The sequence below is a fragment of the Micromonospora sp. HM5-17 genome, from assembly GCF_003762835.1.
GTDB lineage: Bacteria > Actinomycetota > Actinomycetes > Mycobacteriales > Micromonosporaceae > Plantactinospora.
Genome location: NZ_RJWA01000002.1, coordinates 879,317 through 904,672, shown reverse-complemented (window position 1 = coordinate 904,672; position 25,356 = coordinate 879,317). Strand labels below are relative to the sequence as shown.

At 74.8% G+C, this 25,356-nt stretch carries 20 protein-coding genes and 2 pseudogenes; 12 read left to right on the top strand and 10 right to left on the bottom strand.

Annotated elements, in window-relative coordinates:
- Positions 1–2: 2 nt before the first annotated feature.
- From EF879_RS09030 to EF879_RS09020, 3 genes and pseudogenes are all read right to left on the bottom strand, one after another.
- Entirely contained in the window at positions 3–1,223 is a 1,221-nt protein-coding gene (locus EF879_RS09030) for a glycosyltransferase (RefSeq protein ID WP_123556622.1), read from the bottom strand.
- Positions 1,208–2,185, bottom strand: a complete 978-nt coding sequence (locus tag EF879_RS09025) for a glycosyltransferase (RefSeq protein ID WP_123556620.1) — start codon at positions 2,183–2,185, stop codon at positions 1,208–1,210. Before EF879_RS09025 ends, EF879_RS09030 begins: the two co-directional genes overlap by 16 nt.
- A 350-nt stretch (positions 2,186–2,535) precedes the next feature.
- Positions 2,536–4,263, bottom strand: a pseudogene (locus EF879_RS09020) (HAD-IIIA family hydrolase); the annotation flags it as partial.
- Positions 4,264–4,755: 492 nt separating this feature from the next.
- Here EF879_RS09020 and EF879_RS09015 point away from each other — a divergent pair.
- A pseudogene (locus EF879_RS09015) lies at positions 4,756–5,514 on the top strand (polyprenol monophosphomannose synthase); the annotation flags it as partial.
- Positions 5,515–5,640: 126 nt separating this feature from the next.
- Here the strand turns inward: EF879_RS09015 and EF879_RS09010 are convergent.
- Positions 5,641–7,242, bottom strand: a complete 1,602-nt coding sequence (locus EF879_RS09010) for an NAD(P)/FAD-dependent oxidoreductase (protein WP_233604331.1) — start codon at positions 7,240–7,242, stop codon at positions 5,641–5,643.
- A 94-nt stretch (positions 7,243–7,336) separates the two neighbouring features.
- On the opposite strand from EF879_RS09010, the gene EF879_RS09005 reads away from it, so the two are divergent.
- Positions 7,337–8,779 (top strand): aldehyde dehydrogenase, encoded by a 1,443-nt coding sequence (locus tag EF879_RS09005; protein ID WP_123556616.1) that lies wholly within the window; start codon positions 7,337–7,339, stop codon positions 8,777–8,779.
- Between the two features lie 25 nt (positions 8,780–8,804).
- Here the strand turns inward: EF879_RS09005 and EF879_RS09000 are convergent, their stop codons facing one another.
- Positions 8,805–9,227 (bottom strand): ChaB family protein, encoded by a 423-nt coding sequence (locus EF879_RS09000; RefSeq protein ID WP_123556614.1) that lies wholly within the window; start codon positions 9,225–9,227, stop codon positions 8,805–8,807.
- A 255-nt stretch (positions 9,228–9,482) separates the two neighbouring features.
- Between EF879_RS09000 and EF879_RS08995 the strand changes: the two genes are divergently transcribed.
- From EF879_RS08995 to EF879_RS08985, 3 genes are all read left to right on the top strand, one after another.
- The gene (locus EF879_RS08995; protein ID WP_123556612.1) at positions 9,483–9,893 is read left to right on the top strand and encodes a DUF2795 domain-containing protein; all 411 of its coding nucleotides are present in this window, start codon (positions 9,483–9,485) and stop codon (positions 9,891–9,893) included.
- A gap of 59 nt (positions 9,894–9,952) precedes the next feature.
- Positions 9,953–10,414: an SRPBCC family protein gene (locus EF879_RS08990; protein WP_123556977.1), complete on the top strand. Its 462-nt coding sequence runs from the start codon at positions 9,953–9,955 to the stop codon at positions 10,412–10,414.
- Between the two features lie 279 nt (positions 10,415–10,693).
- The gene (locus EF879_RS08985) at positions 10,694–10,960 is read left to right on the top strand and encodes a hypothetical protein (protein ID WP_123556610.1); all 267 of its coding nucleotides are present in this window, start codon (positions 10,694–10,696) and stop codon (positions 10,958–10,960) included.
- Positions 10,961–11,051: 91 nt separating this feature from the next.
- On the opposite strand, the gene EF879_RS08980 is transcribed toward EF879_RS08985, so the two are convergent.
- Together EF879_RS08980 and EF879_RS08975 are read right to left on the bottom strand one after the other, a co-directional pair.
- A complete protein-coding gene (locus EF879_RS08980) occupies positions 11,052–12,506 on the bottom strand; it encodes a sugar MFS transporter (RefSeq protein ID WP_233604330.1) in 1,455 nt (484 codons plus the stop codon).
- A 123-nt stretch (positions 12,507–12,629) separates the two neighbouring features.
- On the bottom strand, positions 12,630–13,571 hold the full coding sequence (locus EF879_RS08975) for a sensor histidine kinase (RefSeq protein ID WP_123556608.1): 942 nt from the start codon (positions 13,569–13,571) through the stop codon (positions 12,630–12,632).
- Positions 13,572–13,914: 343 nt separating this feature from the next.
- Between EF879_RS08975 and EF879_RS08970 the strand changes: the two genes are divergently transcribed.
- The 5 genes from EF879_RS08970 (at position 13,915) to EF879_RS08950 (ending at position 19,439) form a co-directional block, all read left to right on the top strand.
- Entirely contained in the window at positions 13,915–15,318 is a 1,404-nt protein-coding gene (locus EF879_RS08970) for a glycoside hydrolase family 6 protein (protein ID WP_123556606.1), read from the top strand.
- Between the two features lie 144 nt (positions 15,319–15,462).
- Entirely contained in the window at positions 15,463–16,302 is an 840-nt protein-coding gene (locus tag EF879_RS08965) for a helix-turn-helix domain-containing protein (RefSeq protein WP_123556604.1), read from the top strand.
- 235 nt (positions 16,303–16,537) lie between these two features.
- On the top strand, positions 16,538–17,140 hold the full coding sequence (locus EF879_RS08960) for a general stress protein (protein WP_123556602.1): 603 nt from the start codon (positions 16,538–16,540) through the stop codon (positions 17,138–17,140).
- A 128-nt stretch (positions 17,141–17,268) separates the two neighbouring features.
- Positions 17,269–18,069: a hypothetical protein gene (locus EF879_RS08955; RefSeq protein ID WP_148086392.1), complete on the top strand. Its 801-nt coding sequence runs from the start codon at positions 17,269–17,271 to the stop codon at positions 18,067–18,069.
- 83 nt (positions 18,070–18,152) lie between these two features.
- Complete coding sequence (locus tag EF879_RS08950) at positions 18,153–19,439, top strand: MFS transporter (protein WP_123556598.1); 1,287 nt, start codon at positions 18,153–18,155, stop codon at positions 19,437–19,439.
- Between the two features lie 23 nt (positions 19,440–19,462).
- Here the strand turns inward: EF879_RS08950 and EF879_RS28500 are convergent, their stop codons facing one another.
- Both EF879_RS28500 and EF879_RS08945 read right to left on the bottom strand, forming a co-directional pair.
- The gene (locus EF879_RS28500) at positions 19,463–19,597 is read right to left on the bottom strand and encodes a hypothetical protein (protein WP_255420906.1); all 135 of its coding nucleotides are present in this window, start codon (positions 19,595–19,597) and stop codon (positions 19,463–19,465) included.
- Positions 19,598–20,038: 441 nt separating this feature from the next.
- Positions 20,039–20,644 (bottom strand): NTP transferase domain-containing protein, encoded by a 606-nt coding sequence (locus EF879_RS08945; protein WP_233604329.1) that lies wholly within the window; start codon positions 20,642–20,644, stop codon positions 20,039–20,041.
- 178 nt (positions 20,645–20,822) lie between these two features.
- On the opposite strand from EF879_RS08945, the gene EF879_RS08940 reads away from it, so the two are divergent.
- Together EF879_RS08940 and EF879_RS08935 are read left to right on the top strand one after the other, a co-directional pair.
- Entirely contained in the window at positions 20,823–21,644 is an 822-nt protein-coding gene (locus EF879_RS08940) for an RNA polymerase sigma factor SigF (RefSeq protein ID WP_123556596.1), read from the top strand.
- A 95-nt stretch (positions 21,645–21,739) separates the two neighbouring features.
- On the top strand, positions 21,740–24,367 hold the full coding sequence (locus EF879_RS08935) for an ATP-dependent RNA helicase (RefSeq protein WP_233604328.1): 2,628 nt from the start codon (positions 21,740–21,742) through the stop codon (positions 24,365–24,367).
- A gap of 30 nt (positions 24,368–24,397) precedes the next feature.
- On the opposite strand, the gene EF879_RS08930 is transcribed toward EF879_RS08935, so the two are convergent.
- On the bottom strand, positions 24,398–25,123 hold the full coding sequence (locus EF879_RS08930; RefSeq protein ID WP_123556594.1) for a PP2C family serine/threonine-protein phosphatase: 726 nt from the start codon (positions 25,121–25,123) through the stop codon (positions 24,398–24,400).
- Positions 25,124–25,356 lie beyond the last annotated feature (233 nt).

Genomic DNA, 25,356 nt, shown 5'->3' with positions numbered 1-25,356 from the left:
GGTCATCCGGCGACCACCCCGCTCGGCCGCCGCACCTCGCTGACCGCCGCGTAGACGGCGCCGATCTGCTCGGCGGTCCGGCTCCAGGCGTACTGGCGCCGGGCCCGGTCCAACGCCGCCCGGGCGTACGCGTAGCGGCGTACCCGGTCGGCCAGCAGGTCCCGGACGGCCGCCCCGAGCGCCACGGGATCGCGGGGCGGCACCAGGTCGCCGGTCCGTCCGGCGACGATCGTGTCGGTGAGGCCGCCGACGGCGGTGCCGACCACCGGCACCCCGCAGGCCATCGCCTCCAACGGGGTCAGCCCGAACGGCTCGTACCAGGGGGCGGCGACCAGGACGTCCGCCGACCGGTACCAGTACGGCATCTCCTCCCGGGGGACGGCGCCGACCAGGCGTACCCGGTCGGCGACCCCGACCTCGGCGGCGAGCGCGCGCAGTCGCCGCACCTGCGGATCGGTGTCGACCTCGCCCGGCGGCGGCCCGCCGACGATGACGCACTCGGCGTCGGGAATCGCCGGCATCGCCCGGATCAGGTCCTGGTACCCCTTCCGCTCCACCAGCCGTCCCACGGTCAGGATCCGTGGCCGGCCCGGCACCCGGGGCACGGCGGGGCCCTCCGGGGAGAAGGTCCGGTTGTTGACCCCGGACGGGATCACCGTCATCCGGTCCAGCGGAACCCCCATCCGGACCAGTTCCCGAACCTCGTCCTGGCTCTGCGCGATGACCCGGTCCACGGCCCGGCCGAGCGCGCGTTCGTAGCCGATGCGCCGGGCCGGGCTGGTGTCGGCCGCGCCCTGGTGCCGCCGCTTGACCGTGCCGAGCGCGTGGTACGTCTGCACCACCGGCACCCCGCTCCGCCGCCCGGCGGCGATACCGGCCAGGCCGCTCATCCAGAAGTGCGCGTGCGCCACGTCGGGGAGCCAGTCCCCGCCCTGCCACCGATCGACCAGCCAGCGGCTGAACTCCTTCATGTACGGCAGCAGGTCGTCCTTGGCGATCGGCTCCGGTGGGCCGGCCGGAACGTGGACGACGTCCACGCCGTCGCGCATCCGTACGGTCTCCGGCAGCTCCGGTCCGTCCCGCCGGGTGTAGACCCGGACGTCGTGGCCGGCATCGGCGAGCGCCGCGGAGAGCTCGGCGACGTGGGTGTTCTGGCCGCCGGCGTCCTCGCCGCCGAGTACCGCGAGCGGGCTGGCGTGCTCGGAGATCATCGCGACGCGCATACTTCCTCCTCCAGCAACCGGTCCCAGTCCGCCAGGAACCGATCGAGGCCGTACCGGGCCTGGGCGGTCTCCCGGGCTCGCGCGCCGATCCGGCGCGCGGTCTCCGGCTCGGCGACGAACCGGCGGGCACCGTCGAGCAGGGTCTCCACCCGGGTCGCGAGCACCCCGGCGTCCGGCGGTACGGCGGCGACCGCCTCGGTGGCGGCGAGCACCACCACCGGCATTCCCATCGCCATCGCCTCGATCAGGCTCAGCCCGAGCGAGGTCCAGCGGCACAGGTGCAGGTACGCCCGCCGCCGGGCGATCTCCGCCTGCATCCGGCTCTGCGGCAGATCGTCGTAGACGGCGAGCCGGTCCGCCGGCAGGCCGAGCCGCTCCGGCAGCCCCGTCACCCCCATCCCGAAGACGTCGAGCGGGGCGATCTCGGCGAAGCGCGGCAGCAGGTCGGTGCCGGTGACCCGCCACCGGCGTACCGGCTCGTTCACCACGACCGCGAGCCGGGGCAGCTCTCCGGTGTAGCGGGCGGTCGGCGCGACGATGCCGTGCTCGACGACCGTGGTCCGGGTACCGCCGGTGTCCCAGAAGAGCGCGTTGAAGTGCGTGACGTGCACGATCAGCAGGTCGTCCCGGTCGGCCAGCGGGTGCCGGCTGTTCGGCACGTTCCCCTGCTTCGGGGTGTTGTGCTCGACGAAGACCGCCGGCACGTCCCGGCCGATCCGCCGGCCCAGCCACGCCTCGGCGAGCTCGATCTCCTCGGGCCGTTGCAGGATCACCACGTCGACCTCGGCGCGGGCCAGCTCCTCCGGACTGATCTCGTCCACGGTGTCCGGCCACGGGTAGGTCCGGGCCCGCCCCAGCCCGTACGGGCCGCGGTCCGGGGTGACCGGCACGAGGTAGCGGTGCTTCCCCTGGACGAAGGCGGTGGTCCAGGAGCCGTGCACGTGCCACAGCAGGATGTTCACGATCCCACCTCCGACGGTCGGGTGGGAGGTGGACCGCCGGCGGGCGGGAGCCGGCGGCCGTGGTACCCGCCGGCCACCAGCGCGCCGACCGTGACCACGCCCCCGGCCGGCCGACCCGGTACGGCTCCGGACGCCGGAACGGCCCTCGCGACCAGGGTCGCCCCGGCTGCCGCCGTCGCGGGCGATCCGCTTCCCCCGGCGGCGGCGCCGGAGACCGGTACCCCGCCGGAGATCGTGCCCGCGCCCACGGCCGACCCGGCTCCGGTGCCGGCGTCGGTGACCGTGGTCGGCGCCCCCTGGACGGGTCGATCAGGATCGCCGGGCGTGCGCGTACCGCGGACGGACCCGGCGGGCCGGGCCAGCCCGCGGTCCAGGAGCCGGACCGCCTCGACCACCTGTCGCGGCTCGATCCCGGACAGGCAGGGGTGGCCGGGCACCGGGCAGGTGGTGGCCCGGGTGTGCCGGCAGTCGGCGGCGGCGGCGCCCAGCCGGACCGTCGGCACACGGAAGGGCCCCCACTGTCCGAAGGGGACGGTGGGGGCGAAGAGGCTGACCACGGGAACGCCGACGGCCGCGGCGAGGTGCGCCGGCCCCGTGTTGCCGACCACCAGGCAGGCGGCCCGGGCGATGATCGTGGCGAGCCGCCGCAACGACGTCTGTCCACCGAGGTCGATCCCGGTACGCCCGGCGACCCGGGCGGTCAGCGGCCCCTCCCCCGGACCGCCGGTCACCACCACCCGGTGCCCGGCGTCGGTCAACGCCCGGACGATCCGCGCACAGACCTCGGGCGGGCAGGCGCGGGCCGGCACCGAGGAACCGGGGTGGACCACCACGTAACCGGGCTCGGGCAGGGCCGCGCCACGGTCGGCATCCCCGGACTCGGACGCGACCGGGCCACCGTGACCGGATCCGGCCGCCGCCGTGCCGAGTTCCTCCGGGCGCAACCGCAGGCGGGGTTCGTCCTCGGCGGGCAGCGGAAATCCCGCCGCCGCGGCGAGCGACAGCGCCCGCTCGGCCTCCGGAATCCCGGACGGCACCCGGTGCCGCACGTCGAGCAGCGAACCGGGATAGTCATCGCTGATCGCCGAGATCCGGCCGACCCCGGCCATCCGCAGCAGCAGCGCGAGCGGCAGCGCGGACTGGTGAAACGAGGTGAAGACGACGGCCTCGTCCGCGCCGACCTCGGCGAGCCGGGCGACGAGCCGCGCCATCTCGGCGGGATCCACCGCCCCGGGTTGCGGATCGATCCAGGGCAACCGCCACTCCACCAGTTCGTCGACGCCGGGCAGCAGCTCTGCGGCCGCCCGGCCACGCGGACCGCAGAGCATCACCACCCGGTCGGCGTTCGCCGCCACCGCGCGGATCGCCGGACCGGTGACCAGGACGTCGCCCACCGAGTCGGGTCGGGCGACCAGTACGCACCGGCGGCGTCCGCGGCGCGGCGGGTCGGCGTCGGACCCGCCCAGCCTGTGTCGCCAGAGGATCAGGTCCACCGCGGCATTCAGGTCGGCGGCCACCGCCGGGGCCGCGGCGATCTCCGCGACGCGGGTCGCACGCGTCGGCACCAGGATGCCGCTGGCGCCGGCGGCACCGGCCGCGGTCATGTCCGCACCGATGTCGCCGACGAGCACGCACCGGGTCGGATGGGTACCGAGCGCCCGCGCCGCGTCCCAGATCAGACCGGGCGCCGGTTTGCGGCACTGGCAGCCCGGCACGCCGGGGGCGACGTCGGCGTGTGGGCAGACGTGCCAGGTGTCGAAGGGACCGAGGAGTTCGTCGACCCGGGCGTTGACCCGGGCCAGGTCGGCGGCGGTGATGCGACCGCGGGCGAGCCCGGACTGGTTGGTCACCACGCCCAGCCGCAGTCCGGCGGCGCGAAGCCGGTCCAGCGCCACGCGGGCCCCCGGTAGGGGGCGGACGAGGTCGGGGTCACCGTTGTACGGGACGTCGTACACGAGCGTGCCGTCCCGGTCCAGGAGCACGGCGTCGAACAGCCCCGGTCGGATCCGCACCTCGCCGGGGCCACCGCGCGGTGTCCCTGACCTGCGAAGATGCGGGTCGACCTGGTCGTTGCGCACGGCGGCGGGTTCCCGGGGGCAGGAGGAGTAAACATCAATCCGGCCCGACCGGGGCACACGGGACCAGCCGGGCGCCGTCCGGCGCGCCGGCGGGCTCACCTGGTGTGCCGGCGCGGTCGGAACGGCCCCGCCGCCCGTCCGCCTCCGCCGCAGATCGACCCGGCGTCGCCCGGGTCCACCTACCCTTACCCGCCGCGGTCGGACGGATACCGCGCGAGGCGGCGGGAATTCGACCGGGACACCGGACGCGGTGTCTGGCGCGGCGGGCCGGGAGTCCCCGGTGACCGGGCGCCCGGACGGCCCGCGGCGCCGCCGGCCCGGACCGTGGGCGACCGACGATCGGGTACGCTCCGCAGGCCGGACCGCGCGGCGGCAGTCGTCGAGCTTCCGATGCTGACAGACGATTTAGGCCATTTGAACCGTGTTGTAATGCCGGCTCCACGTCACGTTACGCTTTGCCCCTGACCGCTGTCGGCCAACCAAGGACGCCCGATGATCGAACCCGTGGAGCTGCCGTCGCCCTGGCGGGACGCTCGCCTGACCGTCGTCGTTCCCACCTACAACGAAGCGGGCAATCTGCCGGTACTGGTCGAACGCCTGCTCGCCCTCCCGCTGCCCAGGCTGAGCATCCTCGTCGTCGACGACAACTCGCCCGACGGCACCGGCGAGATCGCCGACAAGCTCGCCATCGAGCACCCCGAGCGCATCCAGGTCGTGCACCGCCCCGGCAAGGAGGGGCTCGGGCGGGCGTACGTCGACGGCATCAGCCGGGCGCTCGACGGCGGCGCCGAGTACGTCGCCCAGATGGACGCCGACCTGTCCCACCCGCCGGAGGCGCTGCCCGGCATGCTCGGCGCGTTGCTGTCCACCCGCGCCGGCGTGGTCATCGGCTCGCGATACGTTCCCGGCGGCGAGCTCGACCAGGCGTGGCCGCTGTATCGGAGGGCGTTGAGCGGGTGGGCCAACTTCTACGTCCACACCCTGCTCCAGGTCCGGATCCGCGACCTGACCGCGGGCTTCAAGATCTGGCGGGCCAACGCCCTGCGCGACATCGGCCTGGACCGGGTCCAGTCGAACGGATACAGCTTCCAGGTCGAGATGCACTACCTGGCCACCAAGCTCGGTCACACCATCCTGGAGGTGCCGATCCGCTTCGAGGAACGCCGTGACGGCGACTCGAAGATGACCACGGCAACCAAGATCGAAAGCGCCCTGATGCCGTTCAAGCTGCGCGGGCGCCACCGCCGCATCACCCCGGCACAGCCGCCCCGGGAGACCCCGGCAGAGCCCGAGGATCCCGCCGAACCGACCGGCTGACCCGTCCGGGCGCGGGAAACGGCCACCGCCCGCCGCCGACCCGGCTCGGGGTCGGCGGCGTCACGCGTAGACGGCCCGCAGCGCCGCCGAGACCGCCGCGCCGTAGACCCGGCCGGTCAGGGCCCGGTCCCGGGCCAGCGCGGCCCGGGCCGCGTTGGCGCCCGGCCCGCCGTGTACGCCGCCGCCGGGGTGCGCCGAGGCGCTGGCGAGGAACAGCCGGTCGATCGGGGTGTCCGCCCGACCCAGCCCGGGCACCGGTCGCAGGAAGAGCTGCTGGTACGCCGCGGACGTGCCACCGCCGACGGCGCCGCCGACCAGGTTCGGGTCGCCCGCCGCCAGGTCGGCTGGTCCGGCGACGTGCCGCCCCCGGACCAGCGCCCCGAACCCGGGCGCCGCCCGCTCCAGCACCGCCTCGAGCACCGCGACCCGCTCGGCGACCTCGTCCGGCGACCAGTGCCGGCGGAACGGCAGGTGGGTGTACGCCCAGAACGACTCCGTACCCGCCGGCGAGCGGCTCGGGTCGGCCACCGTCAACTGGCCGGCCAGGACGAACGGCTCCGCCGACAGCTCGCCCCGGCGCAGCCCGGCCGCGTACCGGCTGAGCCCGTCGACGTCCCCGCCGAGGTGCACCGTGCCGGCCCCGGCGACGGCCGGGTTCCGCCACGGCACCGGCCCGGCCAGGGCCCAGTCCACCTTGACCGTCGACCCGTCCCAGCGGAAGTGCGCCAGGTCCGCGACGAGCCGGGGCGGCAGGCGTTCCGTGCCCACCAGGTCGAGGAAGAGCGCCGGAGCGGGTACGTCGGCCAGGACCGCCCGGCGGGCCCGCCACAGGCCGCCGTCCGCCGATCGCACCCCGACGGCCCGGTTCCGCGCGATCAGGATCCGGTCGACCGGGGTCCGGTAGCGGATCTGACCGCCGCGTTCCAGGAGGCGGGCCACCAGGGCGTCGGTGATCCGTTGCGCCCCGCCCACCGGAACCGGCCAGCCCACCTCCTGGCCGAGCATGGCGAGCAGCCAGCCGTACACGCCGGAACCCGCGTCGTCCGGCGTGAGGTCGGTGTGCAGCGCGCAGCCGGCCAGCAGGGCCGGTCCCCCGTCCCCGGCGAAGAGCTCGGCGCCGAGTTCGCGGACGGGCAGCACCAGCTGGCGGGCCAGGCGGAGCGCACCGGCGGTACGGAGCCGCCGCAGCAGCGCCCACCCGGGTCGTACCGGGGGGAACGGCGTGAGAAGCGCGTCGAGCAGCGGCGCCGAGATCTCACGCCACCGCGCGTACGCGGCGAGCCAGCGCTCCCCGTCCCCGGCGCCGAACCGCTCCAGCGAGGCCGCGGTGACCTCGGGGGCGCGGTTGAGCACCACCGCCCGGTCGTCCGGGAAGAGATGCGCCACCACGTCCGGGGCGTGCCGCCAGGCCAGCCCGTAGCGGTCGAGTCCCAGCCGACGCAGCACCGGTGAGGCGAACCCGAGCGGGTAGAAGGCGCTGTACAGGTCGCTGAGGTAGCCCGGGGCGGTCACCTCCGCCGACCGGACCGCACCGCCGGCCCCGGCGGTCGCCTCGAGCACGAGCACGTCCCACCCGGCGTCCGCCAGCAGGTTGGCCGCGACCAGGCCGTTGTGTCCGGCGCCGACGACGACGGCGTCGGCACCGTCGGGGAGGGCCGTCACCCGGGCACTGTATACCGCCGCCCGCGCGCTACCCGTCTCGGATGGGTCGAAACGATCGAGTTTGGCGCGCGTGGGCGGGGGCAACCTGCGTCCCATGTACCACGTGCAGCAGCTGATCGCCGGTGTGTGGGGGGCCGACGGTGACGGCGGACGGTTGACCGTGCTCGACCCGGCGGGCGGGACACCGGTCAGCGAGGTCCCGGTGGCCGGCGAGGCCGAGATCGCGGCCGCGGTGAAGGGGGCGCGCGCGGCGTTCCTGGGCTGGGCCCGGACCGCCCCGGTGGAGCGGGCCGCCGCGCTTCACCGCGCGGCGGACGCGCTGGAGGCGAACGCGGACCGCCTCGCCGACGCGCAGACCGCCGAGATGGGGCGGCCCCTGGGCGCGGCCCGGACCGGGGTGGAGGCCGGGGTGGCGACGCTTCGCCAGTACGCCGAACTCGGGCCGGTCCGCGGCGGGCGTACCCTGGCCGGGGAGCACGACGCGATCGACCTGATGGTGCCCCAGCCTCGGGGCGTGGTCGCGGTGATCACCCCGTGGAACGACCCGGTCGCGGTCTCCTGCGGCCTGCTCGGCGCGGCCCTGGTCACCGGCAACACGGTGGTCTACAAGCCGAGCGAACGCAGCCCGGCCACGGGCTGGCTGCTCGCCCGACTGCTCGACGAGCACCTGCCGCCCGGGGTTCTCTCCCTGGTGACCGGAGACGGCGGGGTGGGCGCCGTCCTCGCCGGCCAGGACGTCGACGTCGTCGCGCACGTCGGCTCCACCACCACCGGTCGGTCCATCGCCGCGGCGTGCGCCCGTACCGGCGCCAAGGTGCTGCTGGAGAACGGCGGCAGCGACCCGCTGATCGTGGACGACGGCGTCGATCCGTGCTGGGCCGCCGAGCAGGCGGCGCTCGGCGCCTTCGCCAACTCCGGCCAGCTCTGCGTCTCCGTGGAACGGATCTACGTCCTGCGCTCCGTCGCCCCCCGGTTCCTCACCGCGCTGGTCCAGCGGGCGGAGGCGTTGCGGGTCGGGCCGGGGCGGGACCCGCTGACCGAACTCGGTCCGCTGGTGGACCAGCGGCACCGCGAGCGCGTGGCCCGGCAGGTCGACGCCGCGGTCGCCGAGGGCGCCCGAGTCCTCACCGGCGGCCGGGTCCCGAACGGGCCGGGCGCCTTCTATCCGCCGACGGTGCTCGCCGAGTGCACCGACCAGATGGCGGTGATGCGGGAGGAGACCTTCGGCCCGGTGGCGCCGGTGATGGTGGTGGACTCGTTCGACGAGGCGCTGTCCCGGGCGTCCTCCTCGCCGTACGGGCTGGCCGCCACGGTCCTGACGACCTCGATGAGCCACGCCCAGCGCGCGTGGCGGGAGCTGCCGGTCGGAACCGTCAAAATCAACTCCGTCTTTGGTGGCGCGCCCGGTGGCGCGGCCGAGCCCCGGGGCGGCAGCGGACACGGCTTCGGGTACGGCCCGGAGCTGCTCGACGAGCTGAGCGCCGTCAAGGCCGTGCACATCGAGGCGCCCGGCGGCGAGGCGGACGGCCGGTGGTGAGCACCGGATCGCCCGCCCGCCACGGTCACCGCCGCCTGCGCCCCTTCTCCCGCTCCCGCGCCTCGGCGGTGCGCCGGTTGTTCGCCTTCTGGATCGCGCCCACGAGTTCGGCCTTGGTCATCCGGGAACGACCCCGCACCTCCAGCCGCTTCGCGACCTCCAGCAGGTGTGCCTTGGGCGCGTTGGCGTCGACGCCGCTGGCGGTCGGCGTACGCCGCGCCGGCCCGCCACCGGCCGCCTGCGGGTCGCTCGGACCCTTGCGGCCCTTCGGCTCCCAATGGTCGCCGACCTTCTCGAAGGAGTGCTTGAGCGCGGCGAACGCCGTCCGGTGCGACCGTTCACCCTCGCCGTACGTCTCGACGGCCGAGTCGTGGGTCTTCGCCCACGTCCGCTGCGCCTTGTCGGACGAGCGGCGCACCGTGCTGGGCAGAACCTCGCGTCCGGGCATGATCTCCTCCTCCGGCTAGCGGTTCGTCCCCCGTCCGGACCATCCGAACGGGTCCGCCCGGGTCCGTGGCCACCCGGCCCGCCGCAGCGTGACCGCCCGGCCGGTCGCGGGCGTTCCCCTCCGTTTCCCGGGCCGGGCGGAAACTAACCGCCCCCGACCGCCGCCACCCCGTCGCGAGGCGCCGGCGCGGGTCGGCGTGTGCGGCGCGGCCGCGACCACCGTTTGGCGTCGGCGCCCTCGGGTAGCGCACCAGACATGGAACGTGGCAGCAGCAAGCACAGCCCGCGCGTGGACGAGGAGATGGGCCGCGAGGTGAAGGGCACGGTGCAGAGCACGGCCGGGGGCCGCGCCGCGGAGTGGCGCGAGCCGGAACCGGCCGGCGAGGACCAGCCGGTGATCACCCGGGCGCCCGAGAACGACACCCGGAGCGGCGTGCCACAGGGCATGACCCCGGAGGAGATCGAACAGCGCAGCCAGTTGGGGAGGTTCATCCCGCTGTCGGCGCTGCCCGGGGACCGGGACAGCCTCCGGCTCAGCGCCGAGGAGAACGAGGCGCCGGACGAGGTCCTCGCCCAGCTCGACCGGCTGCCGCCGGACACCGACTTCCAGACCGTGTCGGAGATCTGGGCCGCCCTCGGACACGGGAACGAGACCCAGCGCTGGTGACCACCGACTCGCCCGGCGACGGCACGAGGACCAGGCCGATCGACGAGAAGGAGGAGGGCATGAGCAGCGTGACCAAGTCCGTCGACGTCGCGGTGCCGATTCGGACCGCGTACGGCCAGTGGACCCAGTTCGAGGACTTCCCGGAGTTCATGGAGGGTGTCGAGGAGGTCCGGCAGATCTCCGACACGATGACCCACTGGAAGGTCGAGATCGGCGGGGTGAGCCGGGAGTTCGACGCCCGGATCACCGAGCAGCTCCCCGACGAGCGGGTGGCCTGGACCTCGACCGACGGCACCCGCCAGGCCGGGGTGGTGACCTTTCACCGGCTCGACGAGAACCACACCCGGGTGACCGCGCAGCTGGACTTCGAGCCGCAGGGGGTCGTCGAGAAGACCGGTGACAAGCTCGGCGTGGTGGACCGCCGCGTCGAGGGCGACCTGCGCCGGTTCAAGGAGTTCATCGAGCGGCGCGGCGCCGAGACCGGCGCGTGGCGCGGCACGGTGTCCCGGCCGCAGCCGTAGCCGGAACCGCGACGTACCGGATGGCCGCCGGGGAGGCCGGGCCGTCCGGTCGCGCGTCCGTCACCGCCGGCCCGGGTCGGATCCACCCGGCTCCGGGTCGGCCGCCGAGCGGTGGTCGTGCCGCCGGGTCGCGATTCTCGAACGCTTTCCGCCGCCCCGACGACGCGGTGGAGCGCGGCGCCGGAGTGCCGGCGCCGCGCCGGGCCGGGCGTCCCCGTCGGCGGCACGGCGCGACCCGCCCACCGTTTGTCGCTCCACCGGGCCGGGTAGGGCGAGGGCATGACCGACGATGACAGGCACGTGTGGCGGGACGAGGAACGCCTCCCCCTGGCCGAGCTGACCCGGGCGGTGGCCACCTCCACCCCCGACGGGCAGGTGGACGACGTCACCGGCAACGACGCGGGCGAGGAGTCGGCGTTCGGCCACGGCGCCGCGGTCGACGACGCGCCACGCGACGCGGCGACCGAGCCGGACCGTACCGCGGAACGCGCCGACGACCAGCGCCGGCACCGCCCCTCGACGACCGGCCGGAACGGACCGCACTGACCGGGTCCGCCGCCGTCGCGCGCCCGCCGGACGGCGCCGACCGTGTCCGGGGCCGGAATATCCCGGAGGCCCGGCGGGCGGCGTCCTGAGCTCAGGCCGCCGGATCGGGCCGTACGCCCGGACGACGCGCCGCCGTTCCGCGCCGATCCGACGCACGGTGGAGCGCCAGCATGACGAGCGACGCCACGAGAAGCGCCGGCCCCAGCGCCTCGACCGAGGCCCGACCGATCAGCACCCCGAACCCGCTCGGGATGAGGGCACCGCCCAACCCCGCCGCGGCGATCTGCACCCCGATCGCCCGGTCGGCGTGCCGTCGCCCCACCCGCTCCGCGGTGGTGAGGGTGAGGAGCGGGAAGACCGGGGCCGCCGCGAAGCCCAACACGGCGAGCCCGGTCACCGCGAGCCAGGCCGGCCCGGGCACGGCCACCAGGCCGGACCCGACGGCCATCCCGACCATGCCGCCGAGCAGCACCGGACGGGTCCCGAGCCGCTCGGCCAGCAGCCCCTGGGCCACCCGGCCGAGGAAGAGGCTGCCCCAGTAGGCCGAGACGCAGAAGCCGGCCGCTGCCGGCGTCATCCCCCGGCCCGTGGTCAGCAGCAGGAAGGCCCAGAGTCCGGCGGCGACCTCGACCGCCACGTAGACCGCGAAGGTCGCCGCGCCGAACCACACGGCCGGCCGCGTCAGGGTCTCGCGGATCCGCACCGGTTCGGCGGCGGCCGGCGCCGCCGGCCGCGGCTCCGTCGCGAGCCCAGGCTCACCCCCGGCGAGCGCGGCCTCCTCCCCGACCGGCCCGACCACGGGAGCGCCCGGAGGTGCCCCCGCCGGCAGGGAGGCGGCCGGAGACGACCCGGGCGGGAGCGTCTCACCCGGAGACGACTCCGGCGACCGCACCGCGGCCGCGGCGACGGTCGACCCGTCCGGCGGCGCCGACACGGGAACGGCCGCGGCGGGGGCCGGAGGACGCCGGGTCCAGATGCCGACGGTCAGGACGAAGGCGAGGGCCAGGACCGCCTGGGCGGCCGCGACGATGCCGTACCCCCAGCGCCACGCCAGGTCGGCACCCAACACCGTCGTCATGATCATCGGGCCGGCCGCGACACCGAGGCCGAAGCAGGCGTGCATCCAGTTCATGTGCCGGGGCCCGAACGCGTCGGCCGCGTACGCGTTGAGGCCGGCGTCGATCGCCCCGGACCCGAGTCCGAGCAGCAACGCGCAACCGATCATCGACGGCAGGGCCGGCGAGGCCGCGTACCCGGCCAGGGCGAGGCTGGCCAGGGCGGTGCTGCCGGCCAGGAGCCAGCCGACCCCGAGCCGGGCGATGCTGAACCCGGCGACCACGCTGGAGACGAGGTACCCGACCGTTCCCGACGTCAGCAGCAGGCCGACGGCCTCGGTCGGCACCGTGAACTCGGACCGGATCGACGGCCACCCGACGCCGAGCAGTCCGTCGGGCAGGCCGAGACTGATGAAGGCCAGGTAGGCGAGAAGGAGCAGGGAGGCCCGCGCGGTCTGCCGGACGGGAACCGGGGCTGAGGAGGAGGACACGCCCGCCGATCATGCCCGACGCCGGCCCGATACACCACCGGATCCGCCACCCCGAACGGGTGACCCGCCGGCCGCTCCCGAACCTGCGAGCCGGCCCGGGTCGGCCCGGGGCGCGCCGCCCGGTCAGCGGTACACGTGCAGCCGGACGGTGGTCGAGGTCTCGTCGGTGTGCACCTGGACCAGGTCGCACAGGTAGTTGGCCAGGAAGAGTCCCCGGCCCCGGTCGGCGGCCGGCGCCGGTGGTATCCGCCCGGCGAGTCGGTCGGTGAGGACGCTGGTGCCGGTGACCTCGCAGACCACGCCCTCCTCGTCCGGCCAGACCCGGACCACGGCGGGTCGGCCGGAGTGGACGACGGCGTTGGTGGCGATCTCGTTGGTCGCGATCCGCAGGTCCTCGACCCGGTCGGCCGACAACCCGGCCTCGGTCGCCAGCGCGGCGACCATCGCGCGCATCCCGGAGAGCCCCGAAGCGTCGAAGAAGAGGGTCGCGGCGGACGGCGACGGCGCGGGAAAGGGCACGTTGAAGGCGTCGACCACCTCCTCCGGGCACCCGTAGCCGGCGCTGGGCTGCCGGTCACCGTCCCTGATCAGGAAGGGGTGGGTACTCGCGGCGTCGGCGATGGCGTCGACGCCGAGCCGCACCGCGTCGTACGGGCAGAGGATGCTGACCGGACGGTCGGCGAGCACGATGTTGATCAATGCCTCGTGCTGGACGCACCGCGGGTAGACCGTCGCCGACCGTTCCGGCCAGATCGGCTCCCCGACGATCCGCACCCGCCGGCCGCCGTGCTCGGCGACGAAGGCGTGCAGCACCCCGGGAATGATCCACGCGGGGTTACGGCCGTCGCGGGCCATGTCGACGAAACGCAGTTCCGCCTGGGTGAAGGCCGCCCGCAGCAGGTCCAGCCGGGCCCCGGGCACCGCGATCAGGACCGGCTCGCCGGCGGCCAGTCCGGCCTCGACGAACGACCGGATGCCGGCGACGTAGTCCTCGTCGCCGAGGTAGAAGAGGGCATCGTGTCGAAGTGGACCGCCCGCCCGCTGAGCAGTCAACTCGAGGTTCATGGCCGGTCCGCCACCCGCGACGCCTCCACCCGCACCTCCGACAGGTCCCGCCGCCCCGGCGGCCGCACTGGGTACAGCATCGCACCACGGTGGGCCGCCACGACGCCGACCCCGTGGCGGATCCCGGCCGAGCTGACCGGAGGAGGCATTGATCGGGCGTCTCGACACCGTGCGTCGACACCCATCGGGCCCACCCGTCACCGAGGCCCCGTGACCTGCGGCGGGGCCGACGTCTCGAAACCGGTACTTCACACGAGGGCAACATGGGCTTACCGTTGTCGATGTCTATGGGAGCGCTTCCATAAATACTTCTCAATACCACGCCGTCCCGAGGGAGCTCCGCATGCGTCTGAGATCCGCGCTCACCGCCGCCGGCGCCGTCGCCGCCGCGGCACTCGCCGCGACGGCCGGCACCGCCGTCGGCCTGCTGCACCCCACCGCCGCCCGCGCCGCCGACTCGGCCTTCTACGTCGACCCGGACACCAACGCGGCCCGCTGGGTGGCCGCGAACCCGAACGACCCGCGGGCCGCCATCATCCGGGACCGCATCGCCAGCGTCCCACAGGGACGGTGGTTCACCCAGAACAACACGAGCACCGTACGTGGCCAGGTCAACGCCTTCGTCAACGCCGCCGCGGCGGCGGGCAGGATCCCGATCCTGGTGATCTACAACATCCCCAACCGGGACTGCAGCGGCGCCAGCAGCGGTGGCATGCCCAACCACACCGCGTACCGGCAGTGGATCGACGAGGTCGCGGCCGGGCTCGCCGGACAGCCCGCCAGCATCATCCTGGAGCCGGACGTACTGGCGCTGATGACCAGCTGCATGACCGAGGCGCAGCAGGCCGAGACGCGGGCCTCCATGGCGTACGCCGGCAAGCGCCTCAAGGCCGGCTCCAGCCAGGCCAGGGTCTACTTCGACGCGGCGCACTCCGCCTGGCTCGCACCGTCCGCGATGGCCGCCCGGCTCGTCGCCGCCGACATCGCGAACAGCGCCGACGGCATCTCGGTCAACGTCTCGAACTACCGCACCACGGCCGAGTCGGTCAGCTACGCCAAGGCGGTCGTGGCGGCCACCGGCGCGTCCCACCTGAAGATCGTCGTCGACACCAGCCGCAACGGCAACGGGCCGGCCCCCGACGGGGAGTGGTGCGACCCACCGGGGCGGGCGATCGGCACCCCCAGCACCACCAACACCGGCGATCCGGCGGTCGACGCGTTCCTCTGGATCAAGCTTCCGGGTGAGGCCGACGGCTGCATCGCCGGCGCCGGCCAGTTCGTCCCGCAGCGGGCGTACGAGATGGCGATGGCCGCACCGAACCCGCCGACCACCCCGCCCACCACCGCTCCCACCACTCCGCCGACGACCCCGCCCACGACCCCACCGACCACACCGCCCACGACCCCACCGACCACACCGACGACCCCACCGAGCGGCGCCTGCCAGGTGAGCTACAGCACCAACCAGTGGCCCGGCGGCTTCACGGCCGAGATCCGGATCACCAACAACGGCGCCGCCCTGAACGGCTGGAGCCTGACCTTCACGGTCGGTTCCGGGGTACGGCTGAGCACCGGCTGGAGCGGCGTCTGGAGCCAGTCGGGGAACCAGATCACCGTCAGCAACGCGGCGTGGAACGCGTCCCTCCCCTCCGGAGGCACCGTCAGCGTCGGATACCAGGGCACCTACTCCGACAGCCTGCCGCCGCCCACGGCCTTCACCCTGAACGGATCCGCCTGCGCCAGCTGATCCCGGCGGGTCCGCGGCCGGGTCGCCGTCCGTCCCTCACCCGCGACGGCGGCCCGGCCCACCGCAGCTCCACCGGCCCGCCAGGGCGGACGCCGCACGGGCGGTGCCGGAAGACGTCCGTACGATCAGAACGGTGATGACGAGATGACGGTCACCGAGGCCCGGCAGCGGCCCGTCGGCCAGCTGCTCCGGAGCTGGCGCGAACGGCGCCGGCTGAGCCAGCTCGAACTCGCCATTGCGGCGGAGATCTCCACCCGACACCTGAGCTTCGTGGAGACGGGCCGGGCCATGCCGAGCCGGGACATGGTGCTCCGCCTCGCCGACAAGCTCGACGTGCCGCTGCGGGAACGCAACCAACTCCTGCTCGCGGCGGGCTACGCGCCGATCTATCCACGAACACCGCTGGACTCCCCCGCGCTGCGCGCGGTCCGCGCGGCGGTCCGCCGGGTGCTCGCGGCCCACCAGCCCTATCCGGCCGTGGCGGTGGACCGGAGCTGGCACCTAATCGAGGCCAACGACACCATCGACGTGTTCACCGAGGGCGCCGACCCGGCACTGCTCGTCCCACCGGTCAACGTGCTCCGGCTGGCCCTGCACCCGGCCGGTCTCGCGCCCCGGATCGTCAACCTCGGCGAGTGGCGGGCCCACCTGCTCGGCCGGCTCCGACGGCAGCTCGAGCTGACCGGCGACGCCGAACTGGCCGACCTGTACGACGAGCTGCGGGCGTACCCCTGTGACCAGCCGGAGCCGGAGGTGGAGGTCCCGGGTCCCGGTGAGGTCGTGGTGCCGCTGCAGATCCGGCGCGGTGACCGGCGGCTCTCGTTCCTCAGCACCATCGTCACGTTCGGCACTCCGTTGGACGTCACCGTGGCGGAGCTCTCCGTCGAGTCGTTCTACCCGCTCGACGACGACACCGCGGCGGCGCTCACCCCGGCCACGAGCCACCACCCCGACGCCACAACCGCCCGGTCCACGCCTCGGTGACGGGGCACCCCGGCGGCCACGCCGGGGGACGTACCACCCGTTCGGGCCGAGACCACCGCCGAGCCGGAAAGACGGCCAACCGTGCCGGGACGGACCGTGCCGAGGGGATCCCGACGCCCTCCCCGGCGGGTCCGCCGTCCACCCATCCGACCGGTCCGCCCGCCGCGGCGCCCAGGCCCGGTTTACCCCGCTGTGGGGGCGGGAAGTCGAGTGCCGATGAGGGAGGCGATGCATCATGTCCAGAAATCCGACGGTGTCGTGGCAGTCCGGAACGCCGGGTGTGCCGCGGATAGCGGGCGGAAACAACCTTCCGGCGAGCCCCTCCGGTGACCAGTCCCAGGCGCCCAGCAGCGCGGGCGCCGAGCCGTCCCGCCCCACCGTGACCGTCGCGTCGTACCCCGACTACCCGTCGGCGCAGTACACGGTGGACTTTCTGTCAGACAACCACTTCCCGGTCGAGCGGACCGCGATCGTCGGCACCGACCTCACCCTGGTGGAGACCGTGTTGGGCCGGATGACCACCGGCCGGGCCGCCCTGGCCGGCGCCGCGACCGGTGCCTGGTTCGGACTCTTCATCGGACTGCTCTTCGGGATCTTCACCGTCGGCAACTGGTGGGCGGTGATCCTGGTCGGCCTGGGGATCGGGGCGGTGTGGGGCGCGATCTTCGGCGCCATCGCGCACGCGATGACCGGCGGCCGGCGGGACTTCACCTCGGCGAGCAGCCTGCGCGCCAACCAGTACGCGGTGACCGTGGACACGGCCTTCGCCGACCAGGCCCGCCAGCTCATCGCCCGGATGAACTGGCCCGGGCAGCCGGCCGCCGGCGCCTCCCGCTAGCCGGAACGCCCGTCGCCGACCGATCCGTCCGCCGGTCCCCGCCTCGCGGGGCTCGGCGGACGCGTCTGTCCAGCCGCATACGTCAACATTTTGTTGACAGACCACCATCCATGCCGGAGCATGACCGGATGCCGCACCGACACCGGGTCGGGCCGGGTTCACCACCCCGGTCCCGTTCCCAGGCTGGATCAGCCGCGCCGCAGACATCCCGGACCGACCTCGTCGGCACCGAGGGCGACCCAGACCCACGGCCCCCGCACCGGGCCGACGACGCGGCCGGGCCGACCGGCGGCGTGGCGGCGCCGACCGACGACGCCACCGCCCTGGCCGATCACGCCGCCGTGCTGGCCGCCGCGTCATCGGTCGCGGCCGACCGGCCCGAACTCCTGGCCGCGCTGCGGCGGCTCGTCGCCCTGAAGCGCCACCTCGACACGGCCGAACGCCGGCTGATCGAGGCGAGCCGCGACCGCGGGGCGAGTTGGGCACAGCTCGCGGACGCACTCGGCCTGGCGAGCCGCCAGGCGGCGGAGCAGCGCTGGCTGAGGCTGTCCGGCGGGCGAACTCGGGATCCCGGACCGGTACGTCGGGCCCGCAGAAGTCAACGATCTGTTGACCTCGCCTACGGCGAGGCGATCGTGGACCTTCGCGCCGCCGTCACCGCCGTACACCGGCTCCTTGCCCGGGATCCGGACTGGGACGAGCGGCATCCGCGGGCCCGACTGGCCCGAGCCACCCTCGCCTTGGCCGTCGCGGCCGACCCGCGGGCCGTGTTCGCACTGGCCGTGCAGGCTGGCGCGGATCTCGGCGCCGTACCGCCCGAACGGCTCCCGGCCTGGGTGGCGGCCCCGCTGGACCGGTTGCGGCGGGCGATCGCCACCGCCACCCCGCCGTCCGCGCGCCCGACACCGGGCCACCTTGAGTCCGATTAGCTCAAGAACTCGTTGACATCCTGCGTCCGGGGCGCCAAGGATATGAGTCGCTTCGACTCAACATCGTGCGAAGGGCGTCCCCCATGCTGTCGCTGCGACCGCGCCGAACGGGCAACCGCAACGTCCCCCTGTTCCTCGGGATCTCCCTGTTCTCCGGGTTCGCCGGCACCGCCATGCGGCTGGTGTCGGGAGTCTGGGTGCTCGACCTGACCGGGTCCAGCAGCCTGGCCGCCCTGATCGGCACCTGCATCTTCGCTCCGACGCTGCTCGGTCCGGTGCTCGGCGCCATCGTGGACCGGCTGCCCCGCCGCCCGCTGCTCGTCGCCACCCACCTCGGCACCGCGGCCGCCGTCCTCGCCCTGCTCACCGTCCGCTCCGAGGCCGGGGTCTGGCTGATCTTCGCGGTGATGGTCGGGTACGGCGTCAGCTTCGTCCTCGTCGACGCCGGCGAGGCGGCCATCCTGCCGGCGGCCCTGCCCCCGGAGGAGCTCGGCGCCACCAACGGACTGCGGATGAGTGCCCAGGAGGGGGTGAAGCTGGTCGCGCCGGCGGTCGGAGCGGGGCTCTTCGCCTGGGGTGGCGGGCACCCCGTCGTCGCGGTGACCGCGGCGCTCCTGCTGGTCGCCGCCGGCCTCTACCCCCTGCTCCGGCTCGACCGGGCACCGGTCGCACCGGCAGTTCCCCGCTCCGACACCTCCGATCCGTCCGGCGGACGGTACCGGATCCGGGACGGCATCCGGTACCTCCGGGACGTTCCGGAGCTGCGGCTCACGGTCCTACTCGGCTCGGTCGCGATCGCGATGTCGGGCCTCAGCACGGCGGGGCTCTACAGCGTCGTCACCGAGGATCTGCATCGGCCGGCCGCCTTCCTCGGGGTCCTCACCTCCGCCCAGGGCGCCGGCTCGATCCTCGGTGGACTGCTCGTCGGCCGGCTGCTACGGGCCCGCGGAACCGTTGCCGTCGGCGCCCTCGGCGCGCTGCTGTTCGCCCTCGGCGTCGTCGGCTACGGCGCGGCGCCCTGGTGGCCGCTGACGGTGGCGAGCGCGTTGGTCGTCGGTCTCGGCCTGCCCTGGACCCTGGTGGCCGCGATGACGGCGGTCCAGACCCGTACCCCCGACCGGCTGCTCGGCCGGGTGTCGGCCACCGCGAACACGCTGCTCTTCACCCCGGTCGCGATCGCGACCCCCGCCGGAGCCGCCATGGTCCTGCTCGATCACCGCCTGCCACTGGCCGTCTCCGCGACCTGCGCCACCGTCGCCGCCATCCTCACGATTCGCGCGCAACGCCGCGCTCGTGGGTCGGCGCACCCCGGGTCCCGGGGGCCCGCGGACCGGTCGACGCCGGAGCGCCCGACGGAGCGGGTCGCCTGAGCCGGCTCAGCCGAGGCCACCCGTCACGCGGACACCGCGAAGATGCCGGCCACCCCCAGGACGACCATCACCAGCACCGCGACCAGAGCCCCCCGCTCGCTCTCGACCGCCGCCGGCTCCGGCAGGTCCCGCTTGACGTCCCTGATCTCGCCGGACATCTGTCCTCCCCTGGTCGTCACCGTTCGGCCCTGGACGCGTGTCGGCCCACCGGTCGTCCACCAGCCGGGTCCACGGTGGCGTCCCGCGCACCGGTGGTGGGACGGCCGGCGTCACGCCCTGGGCGGGGCGGCGCACCCCGCTCGGCTGCCACGGGTCTGCCGGACAGACCACCACGCGACGCCCCACACCCCGCCACGGCTCATACCGGCCAACCCCAGACACCGAATTGCCCGTCAGGGCCGCCGGAAACCCGAAGCGCAGCCCGACTTCCCGGTAACATGCCCGGCTCGCGGTCCCGCCTCCCGGCGAGACCCCACGGGGCGGTGAGACCACGCAGACATTGCAGAACCACACGGAACGGGGCAGACGTCACGGACGACCCGGGGCGGACTCTCGGTGTGTTTCCACCCCCCGGCGGCTGGGTGCCGGGGAACCCCGGGTCAGGTCGCCGGCGGCACGTCCAGGTCGACGTCGTCCGCGACGTCGTCGCAGCGGACGACCCGCAGCAGCGCCGCGTGCCGCCGCAGATACCCCCGCGCGCCGACGTCGCCGGTGGCGGAGGCGGCGACCCCCGGCCAGTGATCGCGACCGAGCAGCACGGGATGGCCGCGCCGGGGACCGTACCCCGCGGTGGCCAGCACCTCCGGGGCGGCGAGGTCGACCAGCCGACCTACCGCGTCGGCGGTGACACCGGGCATGTCGACGAGAAGCACCAGCGCGGCGACGGCGTCGGTCTCGGCCAGCGCGGCCAGGCCGGCCCGCAACGAGGAGCCCATCCCGGTCGGCCAGTCCGGGTTCTCCAGGGGCACGGCCGCGCCGAGGTCGGCCCGGGCCCGGACCGTGGCCGCGGCCGCACCGAGGATCACGACCACCGGGTCGCAGCCACCGTCTCGGGCCGCCTCGACCGCCCGCTCGACCAGGAGGCGTCCGTCGTCCAGTCGGACCAGCGCCTTCGGGCGCCCGTACCGGCGCCCGGCCCCCGCGGCGAGCACCAGCCCGGCGACGCGGGCGGCCGGAGCGCGCGGTGTGGTCGCTGCGATGGGCACGTCCGGAGCCTAGTCGAGCGACAGTATCGCGTGACCCGAACCATTTATCCAGAAGGCGAGCTTAATACATCGTCCTTTCGGCCAGATCTCTTCCATACGATCAGGCTAGGATGATGACCCAAACAGATACATCTATGCCAGACCAACGGACATCAGCGCACGGTTCAGGGGGACCACCATGACAGCGACCACGAACCGGCAAGCCGCCACACCCCACAGCACCACAGCCGCCCTCGACCCGGCCGTTCTCACCGACAGCGCCACCGACCTGCTGCACGCCCTGGCCGCCCTGCCGGCCCGTCACCCCGACCGTCCCGCCCTGCGCGACAGGGCCGTCGAGGCCTGGCTCCCCCTGGCCCACCACCTCGCCCACCGCTACGGCGGACGCGGCGAGCCCACGGACGACCTCGTCCAGACCGCCGCCATCGGCCTCATCAACGCCATCGACAGGTACGATCCCGCCCGCGGCGTCGACTTCGCCGGCTACGCCATCCCGACGATCATCGGCGAGCTCAAGCGACACTTCCGTGACCGCACCTGGGACATCCGGGTTCCCCGCCGCCTCCAGGAACTCCGCCTGGCCATCGGCGAGGCCACCACCCGGCTCCCGCAGACGCTCGGCCGCTCGCCCACCGTCGCCGACATCGCCGCTCACCTCAACCTCACCGAGGAAGAGGTCCTTGACGGACTCGAGGCCACCCGCGCCTACTCCGCCCTGTCCCTCTCCACCCCCACCGGCGACGGCGACCGCACCACCGAACTCGGCGACCTGTTCGGGGCCGACGACAACGAGTACGAGCTGGCCGAACTCCGGGTCGCCCTCCACCCCGCCCTGGCCACCCTCGACGAACGCGAGCAGAAGATCCTCACCCTCCGCTTCTACGGCAACCTCACCCAGTCCCAGATCGCCGAGCGGATCGGGGTATCGCAGATGCACGTCAGCCGGCTGCTGGCCCGCGCCCTCGCCACGCTCCGCACCCGGCTCGCCGACACGTACTGAGCGGGACCGCACGAACGGACGAGCCCCGTCGCCGATCCGGCCGGCACCGCGTACCGGCGGACCGGCCTCCGGCCGCGCGGTGCGACACTGTGCCGGTGCCGCTTCCCGATCCGCTGCCTGACCTCCCGGTCCGGCACGCGCTCGCGGACGTGTCGGCGGCGCTCCGCGACTCCGGAACCGCCGTCCTGGTCGCGCCGCCCGGGACCGGCAAGACCACCCTGGTCCCGTTGGCCCTGACTGATCAGGTCGACGGCCGGGTCGTGATCGCCCAGCCGCGCCGGATCGCCGCCCGGGCCGCCGCCCGCCGGATGGCGGAGCTCCTCGGCGAGCGCGTCGGCGAGACCGTCGGGTACGCCGTGCGCGGCGAGCGCCGGGTCGGGTCCCGGACCCGGATCGAGGTGGTCACCACCGGCCTGCTCGTCCAGCGCCTCCAGCACGACCCGGAGCTGGCCGGCACCGGCGCTGTCCTGCTCGACGAGTGCCACGAGCGACAGCTCGACTCCGACCTTGCGCTGGCGTTCAGCGTCGAGGTGCGGGCCGCGCTCCGCCCCGACCTGCGCCTGCTCGCGATGTCCGCCACGGCCCGGGAGGAGCGGCTCGCCACGCTCCTCGGCGACACCCGCGGGCCGGCGCCGGTGCGGTACGCCGAGGGGCGGACGTACCCGGTGGAGGTGGTCTGGGCACCCCCGCCGCGGCCGGTGGACCCGCCGCACGGCCTGCGCGTCGATCCCCGGTTGCTCGACCACGTCGCGGCCACGGTCCGGCGCGCGCTCGCCGAAGCGGACGGTGACGTGCTGGTCTTCCTGCCCGGGGCGGGAGAGATAGCCGGGGTCACCGGACGGCTGGCCGGCGTACGCGACGACGTCGAGCTGGTGACCCTGCACGGACGCCAGTCCAGCGACGCGCAGGACGCGGCGCTGCGGCCGGCGGGCGCCCGGCGCCGGGTGGTGCTCGCCACCGCCGTCGCGGAGACCAGCCTGACGGTGCCGGGGGTACGGGTGGTGGTCGACGCCGGGCTGAGCCGGGTGGCCCGCACGGATCTGGCGCGTGGGCTGGGCGCGCTGGTCACGGTGCCGGTATCCCGAGCGGCGGCCGACCAGCGCGCCGGACGCGCCGGACGCCAGGGGCCGGGTCGGGTCTACCGGTGCTGGTCGGAGCTGGACCACGAGCGGCTGCCCGCACACCCCGAACCGGAGATCGCGGTCGCCGACCTCACCGGCTTCGCGCTCCACCTCGCCTGCTGGGGCGACCCCGACGGAACCGGGCTCGCCCTGCCGGACCCGCCGCCGGAGGCCGCGTTGCGGGCCGCCCGGCGCGTCCTGGCGGCGCTCGGCGCGGTCGGGCCCGACGGCCGGGCCACCGAGCGGGGTCGGGCGATGGCCGCGATCGGCATCCATCCCCGGCTGGCCCGGGCGCTGCTGGACGGGGCCGGGACGCTGGGGACACCCCGCGCCGCCGAGGTGGTGGCGGTGCTCGCCGAGACCCCGACGGGTGGCGATGACCTGGTGGAGACCTGGCGACGGCTGCGGTCCGGGGCGGACCCCGCCGCCACCGCCCGCTGGCGCACCGAGGCACGCCGGTTGTGCGCCGCCCTCGACGGCCCGGGCCGGGCCGCCAGCCGGGACGCGGGGGACGCCGAAAATCCGAACGACGACCAGCGCCACCGCGACCGGGGTGCCGCCGGGGACTGGGCGGTCGCCGGGGCACCGGGCGGCGGCCGACCGGTCCGGACCGACGCCGACCTGCCGGACGACCTGGCCGCGGGCCTGCTGGTCGGCCTGGCCTATCCGGAGCGGCTGGCCCGGGTACGCGAGCCGGGCGGCACGACGTACCTGATGGCTGGCGGCACGGCCGCGGAGCTGGTGCCCGCCTCCCCGCTGGCCGGGGCACCGTGGCTGGCGATCGCGGTCGCGGACCGCGCGCCCGGTCGGCGGGGCGCGGTGATCCGGCAGGCGGCGGTCGTCGACGAGGTGACGGCGCGGGAGGCGGGCGCCGCGCTGCTCCGGCAGGAGCAGGAGATCAGATGGTCCGACGGGGACGTGGTGGCCCGCGAGCTGACCCGACTCGGCGCCATCGTCCTGGCCGACCGTCCGCTCCGTCAGCCCGACCCCGCCGCCCTCACCGCCGCACTGCTCGACGGTCTCCGCCAGGTCGGCCTCTCCCTGCTGCCCTGGACCCCGGCCGCCCGGGCGCTACGGGACCGGCTGGCGTTCTGCCGGTACGCGCTCGGCGCGCCCTGGCCGGACGTGAGCGACGCGGCGCTGCTGGCCGGAGCCGAGGAGTGGCTCGGACCCGAACTCGCCGCCTCCCGGCGGCGGGCCGACCTCGCCCGGATCGACGTGGCGGCGGCACTGCGCCGGCTCGTGCCGTGGGCCCAGGCCGCCCGGCTCGACGAGGTGGCACCGGAACGGCTCACGGTGCCCAGCGGGTCGCGGCCGCGGGTGGACTACCGCGATCCGACCGCGCCCGTGCTGGCGGTCCGGCTTCAGGAGACCTTCGGCTGGCGGGAGGTGCCGCGGATCGCCGACGGGCGGGTACCGGTGCTGCTGCACCTGCTCTCTCCCGCCGGGCGGCCGGTGGCGGTGACCCGGGACCTCGCCTCGTTCTGGCGGACCGGCTATCCCCAGGTCCGGGCCGAGTTGCGGGGACGGTACCCCCGCCATCCGTGGCCGGCGGACCCGACCGAGGCGCCCCCGGCCCGGGCGGGCCGGCCCCGCCGCTGACCCGGCCGGCGACGGGTCGGCGCCGGCCGCTCAGCCGTCGACGAGGTCGGCGACCACGACGGTGATGTTGTCCGGCCCACCCGCCTGGAGAGCCAGCTCGACCAGCCGCTGGGCGCAGGCCGCCGGGTCGGCGTGCCCGAGCAGGGTCTCCGCGAGCGTCTCACCGCGGACCACATTGGACAACCCGTCGCTGCAGAGAAGCCAACGGTCGCTCTCCTTCGGCACCAGCGTGGTGTACGCGGGGGTGACCGGCTCCCCCTGGAGGGCCCGGGTGACGACGGCCCGCCGCGGGTGGTTCTGCGCCTCCTCCAGGCTGATGACCCCCTCGTCGAGCAGTAGCTGGACGAAGGTGTCGTCCCTGGTCAACTGGGTCATCGTGCCGCCGCGCAGCAGGTACGCGCGGGAGTCGCCGACGTGGGCCAACGCGAGGCAGCCTCCGGTCCGGGCGAGCAGGAGCGCCGTGAGCGTCGTCCCCATGCCCTGCCGCTCCGGGTCCTCGGTGACCGCGGCCCGGATCCTGGCGCTGGCCGCGTCGACCGCGTCCTGTAGGGCGCCGACCAGACTCTCCTCGGGAGTCTCCACGTCGAGCGGCCGGAGCGCCTCGATGGCGATTCGGCTGGCCAGGTCGCCAGCGGCCATCCCTCCCATGCCGTCGGCCACGGCGATCAACCAGGGACCGGCGTGCACGGAGTCCTGGTTCGCGTCCCGGATCAAACCGCGGTGGCTCACCGCCACGGATCGCAGCTTCAGGCTCATGGCAGGCAGCCTGCCAAAAAGACGGCCGGAATGCTCGCAGTAGATCACCGACTGGCCGAAGCGGATCCGAATTTGACCCTGCGTCACGGCACGGACAGCGCTCCGGAGTCACCCGACCGGTCGGTCGCCCGGATGCCGGACCGCCCAGCCGACACACCATCCAGATCAGTCGATTGACACCTCGGTCGGGGACTGGCACCATCAGCACCGATGATTGGGAGCGCTCCCACTCG

What these genes read in the sequence shown, in the direction of transcription:
- EF879_RS09030 (WP_123556622.1), bottom strand. Translation starts at nt 1,223, where the DNA reads ATGCGCGTCGCGATGATCTCCGAGCACGCCAGCCCGCTCGCGGTACTC.
- EF879_RS09005 (WP_123556616.1), top strand. Translation starts at nt 7,337, where the DNA reads ATGTACCACGTGCAGCAGCTGATCGCCGGTGTGTGGGGGGCCGACGGT.
- EF879_RS09000 (WP_123556614.1), bottom strand. Translation starts at nt 9,227, where the DNA reads ATGCCCGGACGCGAGGTTCTGCCCAGCACGGTGCGCCGCTCGTCCGAC.
- EF879_RS08995 (WP_123556612.1), top strand. Translation starts at nt 9,483, where the DNA reads ATGGAACGTGGCAGCAGCAAGCACAGCCCGCGCGTGGACGAGGAGATG.
- EF879_RS08990 (WP_123556977.1), top strand. Translation starts at nt 9,953, where the DNA reads ATGAGCAGCGTGACCAAGTCCGTCGACGTCGCGGTGCCGATTCGGACC.
- EF879_RS08985 (WP_123556610.1), top strand. Translation starts at nt 10,694, where the DNA reads ATGACCGACGATGACAGGCACGTGTGGCGGGACGAGGAACGCCTCCCC.
- EF879_RS08975 (WP_123556608.1), bottom strand. Translation starts at nt 13,571, where the DNA reads ATGAACCTCGAGTTGACTGCTCAGCGGGCGGGCGGTCCACTTCGACAC.
- EF879_RS08970 (WP_123556606.1), top strand. Translation starts at nt 13,915, where the DNA reads ATGCGTCTGAGATCCGCGCTCACCGCCGCCGGCGCCGTCGCCGCCGCG.
- EF879_RS08965 (WP_123556604.1), top strand. Translation starts at nt 15,463, where the DNA reads ATGACGGTCACCGAGGCCCGGCAGCGGCCCGTCGGCCAGCTGCTCCGG.
- EF879_RS08960 (WP_123556602.1), top strand. Translation starts at nt 16,538, where the DNA reads ATGTCCAGAAATCCGACGGTGTCGTGGCAGTCCGGAACGCCGGGTGTG.
- EF879_RS08955 (WP_148086392.1), top strand. Translation starts at nt 17,269, where the DNA reads ATGCCGCACCGACACCGGGTCGGGCCGGGTTCACCACCCCGGTCCCGT.
- EF879_RS08950 (WP_123556598.1), top strand. Translation starts at nt 18,153, where the DNA reads ATGCTGTCGCTGCGACCGCGCCGAACGGGCAACCGCAACGTCCCCCTG.
- EF879_RS28500 (WP_255420906.1), bottom strand. Translation starts at nt 19,597, where the DNA reads ATGTCCGGCGAGATCAGGGACGTCAAGCGGGACCTGCCGGAGCCGGCG.
- EF879_RS08940 (WP_123556596.1), top strand. Translation starts at nt 20,823, where the DNA reads ATGACAGCGACCACGAACCGGCAAGCCGCCACACCCCACAGCACCACA.
- EF879_RS08930 (WP_123556594.1), bottom strand. Translation starts at nt 25,123, where the DNA reads ATGAGCCTGAAGCTGCGATCCGTGGCGGTGAGCCACCGCGGTTTGATC.